Source organism: Bradyrhizobium sp. WSM2793 (assembly GCF_000379585.1).
Classification (GTDB): domain Bacteria; phylum Pseudomonadota; class Alphaproteobacteria; order Rhizobiales; family Xanthobacteraceae; genus Bradyrhizobium.
In genome coordinates, this window is sequence record NZ_KB902783.1 from 85,029 (window position 1) to 99,480 (window position 14,452).

Here is a 14,452-nt window from a genome sequence, read left to right on the forward strand (position 1 = left end):
CGCAGTAATTTGGAAAGAACTGAGTTAAGCTCGATCGACGTGGAGGAAGTGTGATGGTGGAGCTTTGAGCGATTCCGACGATAAGGACCCTGGCCAACGCCATCAACGTCTGGCGGATTTCATTCGCGACAACCAATCCGCCATCATCGAGGAGTGGATCGATTTCGCTCGGACGCGTTCACCCGCGAGTGACGGGATGTCGAAGCTCGCGCTCAAAGACCACATCGTGGATATTCTCAAATTCGTCGCTACGGACCTGGAGTCTCCTCAAACGCCTGCTGAACAGGTCGATAAGTCGCGTGGCATGGATGCCGGAGACGGATCGTTTCGCAAAAGCGCGGCAGAGGTACACGCGGCCGTCCGCCTTGCGGAGGGTTTCGACATCGATCAAATGGTCTCGGAATATCGAGCTTTGCGGGCGAGCGTGATCAAGCAATGGGTCGCCCACCACAACAGCCTTGAAAGCACCGATCTGGAGGATCTCACCAGGTTCAACGAAGCGATCGATCAGGCTGTGACGGAGTCGGTCGCCCACTACACCAAAACGATCAATAACTCCCGAAACCTGTTTCTTGGCATCCTAGGCCACGATCTGCGCAACCCCATAGGCGCAGCTTCTATGGCAGCGCAGTGGATAAAGCGTTCTGGGACACCGGATCCCAAGCAGGCCAAAATGGTCTCCGATCTCGTCCGGACTACGGAGCGGGCGACGCGAATTCTGGATGATCTCCTCGATCTCGCCCGCTCGTCTTTCGGAACCGACATCCCGGTCGCAAAGTCTCAAACCGACATGGCCTTGCTATGTCACGCAATCGCCGACGAACTGCGAAGTGTCAACGAGAAGAAAACTCTCACAGTCACTCAGGAAGGCGATCCAAACGGACTTTGGGACCCGGCAAGAATGGGACAGGTGCTGTCCAACCTGATGGGCAACGCGGTCCAATACAGCGACGGAACGAGACCTGTCTCGGTGATGATATCGGGCAACGATCCCCTCAATTTGGTCGTGAGCGTTCACAATTTCGGTCCTGCCATACCTGCTGAAAGCCAAAGGGCGATTTTCCAGTCGTGGATGCGTGGCCAAGTGCAGGACTTGGGTGATCGCGCCCATCTCGGGCTCGGCCTCTACATCGCACGGCTCATCGTTGAAGCCCATGGCGGCGAGATCGCCGTTACTTCCGACGAAAAGACCGGCACAACGTTCACAATTCAACTTCCTCGCACCTAACTGCTCGAAGATTTGCGGGCGAAACGCAAGCTCCTGATTCTTAGGAACAATACCTTGATGGCGCGCTTGCCGGCGTAGAGGATTCCACTGGAATGGCGCGTTCGAGCCCTGTCATATTGATCGTCGAGGACGAATTCCTACTGCGGATGGATTCCGTCGAGGTGCTCGAACACGCAGGCTTTGAGGTCATTTCGGCGAACAATGCCGACGACGCCATCGCCATTCTCTCAGCCCGCTCCGACATCCACGTTGTCTTCACCGATATTCAAATGCCGGGTTCGATGGACGGGTTGAAGCTTGCCCGGTTCGTCCGCGACCGTTGGCCACCGATCAAAATCGTCGCGACCTCCGGTCACGTCCACATCCAAGATACCGATTTGCCGGCCGGCAGCGTGTTTCTGCCTAAGCCGTACCGTAGCGCCAAAGTCGTCGAGGTTCTGCGGGAACTGACCGGAACTACCTGATCGATGACGCGTCGGGTATCCGGCTTGGGGGAAGAGCGTAGATTCGCCTTCACCCGTAAGGCAAGCCAGCTAATCGGCGCAAGGGAATACAAGGTGGTTCATGTCCAAAGTGTTTGAACGAAACAACGTGCATATTCAGGGTGCGGGCGCAAAAGCAATGATGTTTGCCCATGGCTTCGGCTGCGACCGGAACATGTGGCGCTTCGTGGCGCCGGCGTTCGAAAAAGAGTTCCAAACAGTCCTGTTCGACCACGTCGGTGCCGGAGGCTCGGACCTGAGCGCGTACGACGGGGTCAAGTACTCGAGCCTAGAAGGCTATGCGACCGACGTAGTTGAGATCGGCCGTGAGTTGAACGTTTCAGACGCCGTCTTCGTCGGCCATTCCGTGAGCAGCATGATCGGCGTGATGGCTGCCGAAAAGGCGCCCGGAATGTTCGGCAAGCTTGTGCTGATCGGCCCCTCGCCCCGCTATATTGATGACGCAGGATACACCGGTGGTTTCAGCGCAAAGCAGATCGAAGAGCTGCTGGAATTTTTGGAATCCAACCACATGGGCTGGTCCGCGCAGATGGCACCGATGATCATGGGCAATCCGGATCGCCCCGAGTTGGGCCAGGAGCTGACGAACAGTTTCTGCCGAACCGATCCTGAAATCGCCAAGGCATTCGCTCGCGTGACCTTCACTTCGGACAACCGGGAAGACCTTGCCCGTGTTGCCGTGCCAACCCTAGTTCTTCAGTGCAGCGAAGACATTATCGCCAGCCAGGAGGTCGGCGACTTCGTCAACCGCAGCATCCCGAACAGCCGGATGATCGTTCTCAAGGCGACCGGGCATTGTCCGAACCTCAGCGCACCGGAAGAAGTGGTGTCCGCGATGCGAACCTTTGTGTGACGCATGGTCGCGCTCGACTTCACCGACATGGTCGAGGACGCCCCTTGCGGCTACATCTTACTGTCACCTAGCGGTCAGATGGAGTACGTGAATCGAACTTTGTCCGGCTGGAGCGGTCATACCGCCGACCAGATGATCGGAAAGCGCTTCAGCGACTTTCTGACGATGGCTGGGCGCATCTACTATGAAACTCACATCGCGCCGCTCCTACGAATGCAGGGTTCGTTCGAGGAATTTGCCATCGACGTCATCAAGGCGGACGGGCAGCCGCTCCAGATGATCGCTAATGCAACTGAACGTCGGGACGCGAACGGCAAGCCTCTTTCGATCCGCCTAGCGCTCATTAGAGCAACTGATCGGCGCCGCTATGAACAGGAGCTTCTTCGAGCCCGCGAGGCAGCCAGAACAAACGAAAGATCTGCCGAGGTCAATTTGCAGCGAGAGCACGAAACCTCGGAGCTCCGCGAGCAGTTCATCGCGGTTCTCGGGCATGACCTGCGCAATCCGCTCGCTTCGATCAGTGCCGGGGTACGTATCCTCGATAGGACAGTGCAGACAGAGAAAGAGCGGCAAGTTATCGCCATGATGCAGACCACTGTCATGCGAATGGCAGGACTGATCGATGACGTGCTTGATTTAGCTCGTGGGCGGCTTGGCGGGGGTATTGGGCTGAATCTCGATTTCGGAAAGCCGCTGGAGCCGGTGCTCCTGGGCGTCGTGGACGAACTAAGACTGGCCTCGCCCGGCCGGATCATAGAGGCCGAGTTCAAGATCGAGCGGCCCGTGAACTGTGATGGCCAACGGCTTGGGCAGATGCTGTCCAACCTCGTCGGAAACGCCCTCACGCACGGATCTTCAAGCATGCCCGTCATCGTTCACGCGCAAACAAGGGAGCACGTGTTCGAGCTCTGGGTCTCCAACGCTGGCCAGCCGATTCCACAAGCCGCGATGGACAAGTTGTTCGAGCCCTTTTTCCGCGGGAATGCTCATGCCAGCCGCCAGGGGCTCGGATTGGGGCTCTACATCGCTTCGCAGATCGCAAAAGCTCACGGCGGCGGATTGACCGTCAGCTCGACGAGTGAAGAAACCAAGTTCACATTCACTATGCCGCTTTCGGCGGAGGCGTGAACTACTTTCTCGGGGAAGATATCCGTACCAGGGGATAGCGAGTCCTACCTCTGTTCAAGCGGGTAAATAATTCCCTGCCGCCCGCCGACAATGTAGGCTCCGGAGTCATTGCGCGCGGAGAGCCCGACTACAGTGACAGTTGGTGGGTAACTACCTGTTTTGTGGAGGACGAGGTTCCTTTTCCGCGCGGTTTCCTGCATGGTCCGGCATGGCAAAAATAAAGGTGACCTTCAAACCGGTTCGCAAATCTGAGGGCGATTGGACTATCATCGCCGAGTATCCAGGCGCAGAGCCTCGAGAAATCACCGGCTTCACGAGCAAAGCCGATATTGATGACTGGATGAATGGAGAGCGTCGGATCGCTTGGCTCCGATCACAGGGATACGCGAAGTGACTTGATAACTTCTCGCTCCAGCTATCGCGCTCGCCTGCCGCTTCGGGCTCACGCCGACGGGGACCACCTCTACTATCCAGCTTCCGTCAACCAAAGCCGCTATTCTCGCAGGTGGCGGAGGTTCTCTCGGCAGGTAGGCTTCTGAAGGCTTATGGCCTGTCGAGTATTTTCGCGGCCGGAGGCCTCACGCGTGCTCTACCAACAAGAGCTTTCACAACTCGCTTTCAAGTTGGTAGCAGCTGTTGAACCAGCATTGCATGCGATGCGGCCATAATAAACGCGTGCATCCTACGCAAAGGGCGGTATCTCTACCTCCGATCAAACGCAACAATGCTTGCTGTTCGGGTCCCTTCCCGTCACGCAAGAACTCACCCAACTCAACATGAGATAGCCGGCCGCCAGAGGGCGAATTGGGCTGGTGGATGATGAACGCGTAACCGTTTGTCGGCTCGCGTGCGATGAACCATGCGTCGCCATTTGGGCTCCGATAGAGCTCCCGCCGGTCTGATGACATTTTTCCTCCTTGCGCCGCCGGATAGTGTAGCGTCCGACGACGCTTGCGATTACTGAAAATACGAGAGCTGATCTTCCGTAACAACGCGCTCGATGTTCTTGGATTTGCACCTGATGCGATACCTAACTCGTCCATCAAACTCGATGGGCATGTGCTGTACGATCGTGTAAATCATCTGAGGTTCACTCGCTGCGCGTCCTTGCGGGCCTTGAGCTTGGTGGCGAACGTCCTCATTCAGCTTGTAGGCATATGGCATAATTCTTCCTCATCGCTCGCGACTCTATCTGACTCTCCTGGTGTCCAGTGGAATCCCTAGTCCTCAAGAATGGATTTTGTTGCCTCGAATATCTGTTCCGCTGTGCCCTTGATCGTGCCCTTCGCCTAGGCTTGAAACACGGTGACGTAGGCGTTCTTGTAAGCCGCTTCGTCTGCAGAAAAGTAGACTTCGTCTGTAGCCGTATCCAAGACGAGCGCTCCTGTATCGATGCAAATTTCCTCGATTAGTACCAGGCGTTCTTCTTGCTCGGCCAGATGACGTTTTACGATGCTCATTAAATGTCCTGCTTGGCACCAAGGATAGCACGTTCCAGATGTAGCCGCGTCTAGTCAACGTGCCGGCGTGGTCGCACTTCGTTGAGCCAGACCGGGGCAGCCTGTAAACATCGCGCGGCTTGAGGTGCAGCTCCTCGAAAAGCCTTTGCTGTTCTTCCCTCGGGGTTGACGCACGAGTTCGGCCGTCCAGCCTTCGGGAACGGCTGCGAGTACCAACGTCGGCGCCTGACCTGGCTTGTGTAAGGTCCGACGATCGTGCGCGGTCACGTCAACGCTAGTAAACAAGTTGCCGAACGACTCTGCGATGAACAATTCCTGCCACAGGCCGCGGTTCGATTTGCGAGGTGAAGTCATCCTTCAGATGAGGAATGTCGAACTGGGCCGACTATCTGCCTGTAGATGGGCACCCAAGCGGTGTTCCATGATTGCATCGTAGCGACGCAAACCGAGCACTCGAAGCTGGCTAGGTGCCATCGCCTCGGCTATAGACGGCGTCGCACCGACAAGATCGATGATCAGAATCGTGCATACCGATTTATGCGCCTGAAAGACGAAACAAGCCACTCCGAAATCAATTTGCGCGATGAGCTTCGAGGCAGACCTCGGTTCAGCTTAATCGTAACTCAGCGACACAAGGGCCGATCGTCGAAGCGAAGCCACAGACGAACCCGTTGAATTTCTTGCCGGATTCAATCAAAAACCCCCGCCCCCGATGGCTCGGGCGCGGGCAGGACCACAATGCTCTGCCAGTACATCCGTGGCTGGAGCGACAGGTCTGTCGTGCTGTTATTTAAGCAGCACGAAGATTTTCGGCAGCGGACTTACCGGTACGACGGTCGGCCACGACGTCATAAGACAGCGTCTGACCTTCGCTCAGAGTCCCCATACCGGCGCGTTCGACAGCGCTGATGTGAACGAAGACGTCGTTGCTGCCGTTCGTTGGCTGGATAAAGCCAAAGCCCTTTTGGGTGTTAAACCACTTCAGCGTCCCGAAACCCCAAGCCCAGCTGAGCTCTTCCGTTCACCATCTCCCCGATCGATCGCAGATTGTTGAACGCTAGTGTTCGCTAGCGGTTTTGACTCTAACAAGCCTAACCCAGCTACCTGTCGCTGACGTGGATATATTTCTGGAACGCGGAACGCCGACCTGTGGGGAATGTTGCCTTAAAGGCCGCGGAAACTTCGCGAGGAGCGGGACTGTCGACCTTCGCGGCAGGAACGGCCTAACGCCAGCCCTGATCACGATCTTCCCATCCCCAATTGTGAGAGAATGCCATGAACAGGTACAAGCCGACCTATTTCCGTAATTCGCTGGATTTGAGAGACAAAGTGCAAGTCAAAATTCTTCGCAAGCGACTCAAGCTGTCGGATGAGCGGTTTGCCAGCGTCGTTCGCAAGTCTGGCACCGCCATCTCGGCCATCACCAAGGAAGCCTCCACTTTAAAGTCGATAAGCTAAGTATTTGCTTCGTAGCCCGCCTGTTGAGCCACAACGACCATGCCTCCGTGCCGGCGAGATTGCTCAAGCCCCGGAAGCGCGAGCAGATCCGATACAGCTCCTCGCAATCGACAACCTACCCCGTTCCCTTGATTCTTTCCGATTTCTAAAAGCCGAAATCGACATATGGACCAGGTGTAGTTTGCCTTTAACTGCAAGCGAAATGTCGAATGGGTACGCGTCGGCAAGACCTAGCGAGCGGTTGAGGCGGTTGATCGTAAGTGCGAGCGGGGCCCACAGCTCCAAAAGTGCGCCAAAATCGCTTTCGAGATAGGGGTCGTTTAGCGTGTGCTGAGCGCGCGCGTCCAAGGACAGCGGAAGTCCTGCCAGCGAATCCAGGGTCGAAACGATATGTAAGAAGTGGGCGAAGGTTTCTGCCCAGTCTTCCCAGGGATGAGATGTCGCATACATGCTGATGTGACTTGTCGGATCGTCCGACCGATCTTGACGGGCGTAATAGGCAGCAAGTGCAGCCGGGTAATTCTCGGTCTCGTCGCCGAACACCAGCCGAAAGGGCGATAGGAAGCCTCCTTCGTGTACCAGCGCATTCCAGTAGAAGTGCCCTATCTCGTGTCGAAAATGACCAAGAAGGGTGCGATAGGGTTCACGAAAGGAAACGCGCCTGATCTCGCGCTGCACATCGTCGGCCTCCGCAAGGTTAACTGTTATCAGGCCGGATTCGTGCCCCGTCAGGACCGGTCCATGCTCGTCGGACAGAATCTCGAAAGCCAGCTGAAATCCACCCGCGGACGCGATGGGTAGGCGGAGCCGTCGCAGGTCGTAGATCAGTCTGCGCTTTGCTTCCTCCACGCGCGTCCACAGCGACACATTTTGCGTATTCTGCGTGCTGGGAATGACCTGGGTCAGGGAGCAGGACAGGCAGTAGGGAGCCGACGCTACAGCGCGCCAATTGCAACCGATGATATTCCGGTTCGCGCATTCGAGGGCACTTTCCAAGCCAACCATTGCCATGTTCTCAGGATCGAACATCAAGCGCTGCTTACACCGATCGCATTCGGAGTCCTCGAAAGCTGAAAGCTGCCCACAATGAGGACATTTGAACTCTCTCATGGTCGCGCACGTTTATTGAGGGTGCCGATCAACGCGCGCTGCTTCTTTAATGCGCGCTTCCTCAAAATGTCAGCGTCGGCTTCACTCACGGTGCGACGCGCGCCCTGATAGGACGCCCTGTCGGACACGGGCTGGGCCAGCCAGTCTTGCATCGGCTGAACCGACATGGGTTTCCCTCCTGATCGCATTTTCATCCTTTAGAAAGCCCTCAGTTAGAAATGGGTTCCGGTCAGGTATTGGACAGTTGGTCCGTCGCAAACAAGCATGCTGCTGGCGATCGTAGCTGCGATGTCATACCATTCGCGCCTGAGCGCTCGCGGCATTCATCGGTGACGATGCGCAGACGCTCTTGCGACGTTCTCAATCGTCTCATTGGAGCCAGATCCCATGAAAATCCGCGTCGGCTTTGAGATGATCTACGACTTTCCGCAACCGACACCTCTGATTGCAGTTGTCGGCACCCACTTCACGCGGGCATCCGACATCGTCGTGCCCGATCATCTTGTCAGTGAGCCGTCAGTACCAATCACGCCCTATCGCGACGGTTTCGGAAATTGGTGTAGCCGTCTTGTTGCGCCCGCCGGCCGCATGCGCCTCACAGCGGACGGCATCGTACGAGATAGCGGTCTGGCCGACCTGATCGTGCCATCAGCGCAGCAACATGCGGTGGAAGATCTTCCTCCGGACACCATCGTGTATTTGCTCGGGAGCCGGTATGTCGAGACCGACCGACTTACCGACGTGGCGTGGAAGTTGTTCGAGAAGACCGCGCCTGGTTGGGCACGGGTCAAGGGCATCTGCGACTTCGTCCATAACCACATCGCTTTCGGCTACGAACACGCCCGCCCCACCAAGACTGCCTGGGAAGTGTTCAACGAAGGCAAAGGCGTCTGCCGGGACTATGCACATCTGGCTATTGCGTTCTGCCGCTGCATGAATATTCCCGCGCGCTACTGCACGGGCTATCTCAGTGACATTGGCATGGCACCTCCATATGCCGCTGGCGATTTTGCCGGCTGGTTCGAAGCCTATATCGGCGGGCGCTGGTACACATTCGATCCGCGTAACAACATTCCGCGCATCGGTCGCGTGCTGATCGCACAGGGCCGCGATGCCGGGGACGTTCCAATCACCCAGACATTCGGACCCAACACGTTACTCAGCTTCAAGGTTTGGACCGACGAACTCGTCTGTTGATCGCCGCAGGGCCAGTTGGCAATGCAACTGCCACCTCAAGCGCGGAACAGAAACCCTCACGGTCCAAACGCGCAACAAGGAGAGCTCCGTTACTTGGATCTATTGGCTTCGAAGATCAGTGCCGCCTGAAGCCGCCTCCGTTCGAACCTCGACTGCAACGTCCGGCGGTCTTCCTGACCCGCCAAATCACGTGCCAATCCTGCCAACGTGTGAGCCGCCTCCATCGCGGCCTCTCGCTGCGTCGAAACCCTATTCCATGTTCGTCAGGGTAGAGCTCCTGATCGTCTCTGATATGGAAGAAATATCGGATCATCATGAGCGCTCCGGTTAGAGAATGTCGGCGCCAGCGCGAGAGGATTTGAAGGCATGTCCGGCATTCGCAGGTCAACTTCGCGGCTCGCTCCAGTTGCGCAATCGGGACCCAGGACGGCGTGCCACCAATCCCAATCCGTGGCCCTGCTTCCCGGTCGGGCCGAGAATGGAAGCGGCCGACGCTCGCCTCAGCTCTCCCCCGACAGCCGGGCGAAATCGTCTAGTAGCGCTGCCACCAGTGCGCGATGGCGCGTATCCTCGGCAGGCAGACTTGCAGCATAGAGGTTGAGCAAATGGCGTGCCTTCACAGCTGCCTCCGGCCAGGACGCGGCAGGAACGGTCATCATGCGGTTTTCGAGATCAGCCTCGCGAACACGCACCTCGCGGATATTGGCCTCGACGTCAGCCAAGGCGCGGCGCAGGTCGGTGGCCTTCTGCGCGGCCATGCCGCGGTGCTTGTCGAGATCGACCGGCAGGTCAGTCATGGACGATACTCGCGTCCTCAGCTTGTGCGTTCGCAAGATCGATCGAGCCGATCGACAACATCTCCGTCGTTCCGCGGCCGGTTTCAGCGGGAACGGTGATCATTGTCGCAATACGGCGATAGGCTGAGAAGGTCAGCCCCTCGATCGTCTCCTCGTCTGTGACGACCTCATAAGCGCCGGCTGGCAAGACGCGCTCGATGCCGCGGATGCGGAACGGATGTTTGAAGGTGACGGTTTCTCGCCGCGAACGGATGGTCATGCACGCTGCCTTTCGCAAGTGAAGCCCCAACCGATGCTGGCAGTCGCGACCATGCGCCGCTCGCGCGGCAATAGCCAGCACTATTGTGGCAAGCCGCAGACGAAGTTGTCACAGCGGAGCCGGCACCCGCGCGGCACTTAAACCTCGCTATTCGTTCAGCACGGGCGTAGGGTCGCTGGCATCACCGCACTTCTAACGGCTTCGACCGGTGACTGAGGGTCACGTGTGCTCCCGCCAAAGGCCTTGCAGGAGCGTTCGATGTCGCGTGGTCGCATCTCTGACTGGATCGTGCCGCCGGTGATTGTTCCGCTGTTCCTTCTGCTTCTTGTGTGCGCGGCCGCTATCTTCAATGGCTAGGCCAACGCGCGTGTTGTATCTGGTCAGTGGTACCAACGAATATGGCGGCTCCAATATCGGCCGCGGCACGGCAAAGGTAGCATTGCGACTTGCGCGAAAATTGCTGCGCGAAGGCTACATGGACGTCAGAGTCTGCACTCCCCGCGGACGAGTGTTGCAGCCAAACGAACTCGACGAACTCGAACCATCACAGGAGAGTGACATGGCAAAGGGCCAGCAACGCGGCAATCGGGAAGCCAAGAAGCCGAAGAAGGAAAAGGCAAAAGTGATCGCGGCGGCGCCGAGCCGGAAGGATGCCGCTTGGCAGCCGGATTTGGGACCCGCAAAGAAGAGGTAGCCGGGACCTGACACGTGGCAAGTGGAATCGGAAGGGCTGGTGTGGCCCCAGGTAAGCCGCTTTCGAACATGGCCCGGCAAAACCCGATCGAGCAGACATCAAATAGAAGGGCGTTCAGCATGACAATGGCTCGAACAGGTATTTGTACGGCCGCACTTTTCCTCGCATCAGCGTTCGGTACAGCACCAGCGGCTTCTGCGGCGGAACCGAATTGCCGTTCAATCGAGAGCACCAGCGCGCGCCTGTCCTGTTGCGACGCAGCCTTTCCTCCAAAAGCGAGGAAGCCCTCCGCGAGCAGTAGCGAGTCATCCTCGCGCGATAAGGATCCTTTCCTTGCGGAAGAAGCTCGCACCGCAGCGAAGCTAAAAAATATTTGCCGTGGTTGCTGAGTCTCACGCCTGCCATTGCGTTCCAAATAGCTCCAACTCAGGGAGTCAGTAGAATGACGCAAGAGGATGTTAAAGGTCGTCGCGTGACCCCTTCTGAAGCGTGCGACAGTATCCGCCCACAACTCATTCGAGCGAGCAGTGGGACAGTCATCTTCACCGAAACCTGAAGCTGCGATGACGAACGCAGCGACGCATTACGCAGGACCATTCACAATGCGTCGGACACGAAAACCGGTTAGGGGCGTTTCAAGAACAAAGCCGCAGAACGGCCCTCACCATAGGGCCATTATGCAGCGAGTGAACGTTGCGCGAACGTCCTGCGCGCTCCCGATCTCTGACGGTATTTGAAGAGGCGCCCGACCAGGGCGCGGTAACGGCGAGTCGCGACCACGCCGGTAGCGCTGATCAGTCGATTGACCCCGATACGTGGCGAAATCGCCCACGGCGTGAACACTCGAATATTTCTGTGAATTCAAGACGGAAAAATTGCGGCGGGTATACCGTCGGCATTTGTCCGTCAGACTTGGAAATTTGTGCTTGCAGTTCAAGGGCGAAACGTCGTTCGAAATGATTGAGCGGGCGTTGTGCGGCCGGCTGGCATCGCGTAGTTTAGCGTCGTCTGGTCGAGTTGTTCTCGCTTCCCTCGCGTTGAGAATTCTGACCGAAGTAGTGAGCTTGGCTTATCCCGGTAGAAGTCCAAAACCCATTGCGTCTTCACTAATGGAGTATCGCAGCGCGTTGGATCGTACAGAAGGGCCGGAGGCCCAAAGCTTACTTCGAGCACCGGCAGGTTTTGGCGAAAGCGGCCCATTTGATTGGCCACGCTGTTCTTGGCCGTTGTTAGCTGAAACTTGCCCATGATGGATCGGAGCGCGAGTTTAGATTTCTCAATCGGTTAGAGGGCGACGTGTGCACGATGTGTGCACCGGGAGATCCAGAAAAATCTCATCTGAGCCAACGTGAGCAGACCTTGTGAGTCGGGCGCGTCGGGTCGGCGAAGGACCACAGAGACTACGTTGGTGCGTGGCGGAAGGGATGGCCGCTGGCGAAGTTCCGCCTACCGGCCGGGTGCTAACGCACCGCGATTGCAACAGCAGACAGTGCTGCCGGAAGTAACCACGCCCAGTCTCCCACCACTGAAACCGCTGCCGCGGCAATGAGACATCCCGAGATAAAGCCGAGCAAGCGATGAAGCGAGCAATTCAGCCGCGTTGAATCATGCGGCAGCAGGGGGCTCCGTGCGGCAAGCAGGTCCATCGCTGACAAGATCGCGTTGGCCAAATTGCCGGTCATCACCGCCGTCGAGATCGCGCCGGGCACCGCGAGGCGAAGGAGTGCGTACTGGCAGGCCATGGCCGACGGCCATCATCGCGGCCGTGTCGGCCCGCAATCCGGCGGGATCGGCAGACGGCCTAGTGATGACGCAGAAGATCAATAGCCCGGCGAGCACAAGGAATTGAACCCGAAGCAACAGCCGCCAGACTCGAACCGCGCCGCCCGGAAGCATGGGCGATCAGCCAGACGGTCGTCAGCGCCAGAATGAAGACTGGGATCGCCAACAACTGCGCCCAATGAAACGAGCCGCCATCGACGGCCACGACGGTGGCCAGCACGATATTGCCGGTCACATGGGCGGTGAAGATATGACCGAGAGTGAAGAAGCCGGTGAAGTCGACCATTCCGGCGATGACGCTGAGCAGCGGTGGCAGCCGCGCCTCCAGGCGCGACAGCACCGCTGCATCATCCGCTGAATCCGCGGACCTTTGACGCACGAGGGCGTCTCGAGCGAGCAAAGACATATTCCGCGGCTCCGATGATGGCATGCTACTGCGCGGTTCAGCCGCCATCGACCGAGATCGCGGTGCCCGCGATCTGGTCTGCCGCACGCGAACACAGGAAGGCGACCGTGCCTCCAAGCTGCTCTGGAGAGACGAACTCGGAGGATGGCTGCTTCTCACCCAGCAGTGCCTTGGCGGCGTCCTTTTGACTGATGTTTTTCTGCGCAACGACGTCGCTGATCTGCTTTTCGACCAAGGGCGTACGCACCCAGCCGGGACAGACCGCGTTGCAGGTGACGCCGCTGCCGGCAGTCTCCAAGCCAACAACCTTGGTCAGGCCGATCAACCCGTGCTTGGCCGCGACGTAGGCGGCCTTGTGTGTCGACGCCACAAGGCCATGGGTTAAAGCGACGTTGACGATCCGCCCCCAGCGTTGCTTCTTCATCTGAGGCACTGCCGCTGCGATGCCGTGGAACGCGGCCGACAGATTGATGCCCAGGATCGCATGCCACTTGGCGGGCGGAAAATCTTCGACCGGTGCGGTGAACTGGATGCCGGCATTGTTCGCGCGTCCAGGTCGATTTCTGTGCGCCGGGAAACACCATGCCCTTGCCCGCATTTGCGGGCTTCTTGTCGGACCAGATGTACCAGTCGCGCGATAGGGCGAATCCTTGCGGTGCCGCGCCTCGTGAAACCATGAATGCTGATCGGGGTGTGTTGACGACGAGATCGATGATGACGCGCATACCGCGTTGGCGGCAGCCATGGGTGAATTCGCCGAAGTCGCCGAGCGTGCCGTAGTTCGCTGCCGCGCACGCACCGTCTCCGAATCTCGTCGGAGCCAATGAGTTACGGTCGACGGTCGGCGGCGAGCGCCTTTTTTTCAACAGCCTGCTAAGCGGTGGCCAAAAGCGACGCGGCCCTGAGGAAGCGCTTGATAGGATCAACCCGCCCCGGAATGTTAATATCATCGCAGTTAACACTAAGGATCAACTTGCTTAACCAACGAACATCACCTATAAACCTGTCGCAAGTGTGGTGGCGTCACCATGCGTTATTTTCCGAATCTTGCCACTTATGTTATTTAATGCTGGTCAGGTCGACTCTTGGCCAAGCCAGAATTTTGCCGCGCACGCGCTGGCTGCAACGATTTTGGCCCACTACGAACTTTGGGCGCTAGTATGAAGAAGCATTCTCACGAAGAGATCTTACTGAAGCTTACTCAGGCAGATGAGCTGGCCCGAGCAGGCAATTCCCAGGTGGAGATTTGCAAGGCGCTTGGGGTGAGCATCATGACGCTGCACCGTTGGCGGAAATTGCCACTCGGCAACGACGAAGCGAAATCTTCGAATCGTGGTGGGGCGGCCACGAACGCGCCGACCGATCTCCCGAGCATGGATGAAATGCGTCGTGTGCTGGAAGAGCTCACGTTCGAGAACCAGCGCCTGCGCAAGCTTGTCACGGATCTTATGCTGGAGAAGATGAAACTCGAAGATGCTTCACCACCGGCCTTCCGCGTTGGCCAGGTGCGCAAAGCCTGATCCAAATTTCATTCATCTCACTGGTCGAAAGAAGACCTGCATCTCTGCGGATCATTT

Annotated in this window: 17 protein-coding genes and 1 pseudogene; 8 read left to right on the top strand and 10 right to left on the bottom strand. The window is 57.7% G+C overall.

Annotation, left to right across the window (positions count from 1 at the left end; genetic code table 11):
- The first annotated feature begins 64 nt into the window (after positions 1–64).
- From A3AS_RS0118595 to A3AS_RS0118610, 4 genes are all read left to right on the top strand, one after another.
- On the top strand, positions 65–1,228 hold the full coding sequence (locus A3AS_RS0118595) for a sensor histidine kinase (RefSeq protein ID WP_018319075.1): 1,164 nt from the start codon (positions 65–67) through the stop codon (positions 1,226–1,228).
- A gap of 92 nt (positions 1,229–1,320) precedes the next feature.
- Positions 1,321–1,692: a response regulator gene (locus A3AS_RS0118600; protein ID WP_026202125.1), complete on the top strand. Its 372-nt coding sequence runs from the start codon at positions 1,321–1,323 to the stop codon at positions 1,690–1,692.
- Between the two features lie 100 nt (positions 1,693–1,792).
- Positions 1,793–2,584 carry an alpha/beta fold hydrolase gene (locus A3AS_RS0118605; protein ID WP_018319077.1) on the top strand — a complete coding sequence of 264 codons (792 nt, stop codon included), beginning with the start codon at positions 1,793–1,795 and terminating at the stop codon, positions 2,582–2,584.
- A gap of 3 nt (positions 2,585–2,587) precedes the next feature.
- On the top strand, positions 2,588–3,712 hold the full coding sequence (locus A3AS_RS0118610) for a PAS domain-containing sensor histidine kinase (RefSeq protein ID WP_018319078.1): 1,125 nt from the start codon (positions 2,588–2,590) through the stop codon (positions 3,710–3,712).
- Positions 3,713–5,001: 1,289 nt separating this feature from the next.
- Here the strand turns inward: A3AS_RS0118610 and A3AS_RS47305 are convergent.
- Both A3AS_RS47305 and A3AS_RS45195 read right to left on the bottom strand, forming a co-directional pair.
- The gene (locus A3AS_RS47305; RefSeq protein WP_018319080.1) at positions 5,002–5,172 is read right to left on the bottom strand and encodes a hypothetical protein; all 171 of its coding nucleotides are present in this window, start codon (positions 5,170–5,172) and stop codon (positions 5,002–5,004) included.
- Positions 5,173–5,962: 790 nt separating this feature from the next.
- Positions 5,963–6,157, bottom strand: a complete 195-nt coding sequence (locus A3AS_RS45195; RefSeq protein WP_084674848.1) for a cold-shock protein — start codon at positions 6,155–6,157, stop codon at positions 5,963–5,965.
- A 290-nt stretch (positions 6,158–6,447) separates the two neighbouring features.
- On the opposite strand from A3AS_RS45195, the gene A3AS_RS43550 reads away from it, so the two are divergent.
- Positions 6,448–6,630: a DUF3606 domain-containing protein gene (locus tag A3AS_RS43550; protein WP_018319082.1), complete on the top strand. Its 183-nt coding sequence runs from the start codon at positions 6,448–6,450 to the stop codon at positions 6,628–6,630.
- 63 nt (positions 6,631–6,693) lie between these two features.
- Here A3AS_RS43550 and A3AS_RS0118630 read toward each other — a convergent pair whose 3' ends face one another.
- Together A3AS_RS0118630 and A3AS_RS47310 are read right to left on the bottom strand one after the other, a co-directional pair.
- Positions 6,694–7,740, bottom strand: coding sequence for a putative zinc-binding metallopeptidase (locus A3AS_RS0118630; RefSeq protein ID WP_018319083.1), 1,047 nt, complete (start codon positions 7,738–7,740; stop codon positions 6,694–6,696).
- A complete protein-coding gene (locus A3AS_RS47310; protein ID WP_018319084.1) occupies positions 7,737–7,907 on the bottom strand; it encodes a hypothetical protein in 171 nt (56 codons plus the stop codon). The genes A3AS_RS0118630 and A3AS_RS47310 overlap by 4 nt, the downstream gene beginning before the upstream one ends.
- 220 nt (positions 7,908–8,127) lie before the next feature.
- Between A3AS_RS47310 and A3AS_RS0118640 the strand changes: the two genes are divergently transcribed.
- A complete protein-coding gene (locus tag A3AS_RS0118640) occupies positions 8,128–8,937 on the top strand; it encodes a transglutaminase family protein (protein ID WP_018319085.1) in 810 nt (269 codons plus the stop codon).
- A gap of 500 nt (positions 8,938–9,437) precedes the next feature.
- On the opposite strand, the gene A3AS_RS0118645 is transcribed toward A3AS_RS0118640, so the two are convergent.
- Both A3AS_RS0118645 and A3AS_RS0118650 read right to left on the bottom strand, forming a co-directional pair.
- Entirely contained in the window at positions 9,438–9,734 is a 297-nt protein-coding gene (locus A3AS_RS0118645; RefSeq protein ID WP_018319086.1) for a hypothetical protein, read from the bottom strand.
- Positions 9,727–9,993 (bottom strand): hypothetical protein, encoded by a 267-nt coding sequence (locus A3AS_RS0118650; protein ID WP_018319087.1) that lies wholly within the window; start codon positions 9,991–9,993, stop codon positions 9,727–9,729. The genes A3AS_RS0118645 and A3AS_RS0118650 overlap by 8 nt, the downstream gene beginning before the upstream one ends.
- 367 nt (positions 9,994–10,360) lie before the next feature.
- Between A3AS_RS0118650 and A3AS_RS48350 the strand changes: the two genes are divergently transcribed.
- The gene (locus A3AS_RS48350; protein ID WP_084674849.1) at positions 10,361–10,687 is read left to right on the top strand and encodes a hypothetical protein; all 327 of its coding nucleotides are present in this window, start codon (positions 10,361–10,363) and stop codon (positions 10,685–10,687) included.
- A 1,460-nt stretch (positions 10,688–12,147) separates the two neighbouring features.
- Here A3AS_RS48350 and A3AS_RS49795 read toward each other — a convergent pair.
- The 4 genes and pseudogenes from A3AS_RS49795 to A3AS_RS50025 all read right to left on the bottom strand — a co-directional run.
- Positions 12,148–12,429 carry a DUF1275 family protein gene (locus tag A3AS_RS49795; RefSeq protein WP_018319088.1) on the bottom strand — a complete coding sequence of 94 codons (282 nt, stop codon included), beginning with the start codon at positions 12,427–12,429 and terminating at the stop codon, positions 12,148–12,150.
- Positions 12,430–12,488: 59 nt separating this feature from the next.
- The gene (locus tag A3AS_RS49800; protein WP_018319089.1) at positions 12,489–12,809 is read right to left on the bottom strand and encodes a DUF1275 family protein; all 321 of its coding nucleotides are present in this window, start codon (positions 12,807–12,809) and stop codon (positions 12,489–12,491) included.
- Positions 12,810–12,912: 103 nt separating this feature from the next.
- On the bottom strand, positions 12,913–13,620 hold the full coding sequence (locus A3AS_RS43555; RefSeq protein ID WP_371260685.1) for an SDR family oxidoreductase: 708 nt from the start codon (positions 13,618–13,620) through the stop codon (positions 12,913–12,915).
- Positions 13,526–13,825, bottom strand: a pseudogene (locus A3AS_RS50025) (alpha-amylase family glycosyl hydrolase); the annotation flags it as partial. The gene A3AS_RS43555 and the pseudogene A3AS_RS50025, both read right to left, overlap by 95 nt.
- 210 nt (positions 13,826–14,035) lie before the next feature.
- Between A3AS_RS50025 and A3AS_RS0118675 the strand changes: the two are divergent.
- Positions 14,036–14,395 (top strand): helix-turn-helix domain-containing protein, encoded by a 360-nt coding sequence (locus tag A3AS_RS0118675; RefSeq protein ID WP_018319091.1) that lies wholly within the window; start codon positions 14,036–14,038, stop codon positions 14,393–14,395.
- Positions 14,396–14,452: the final 57 nt, after the last annotated feature.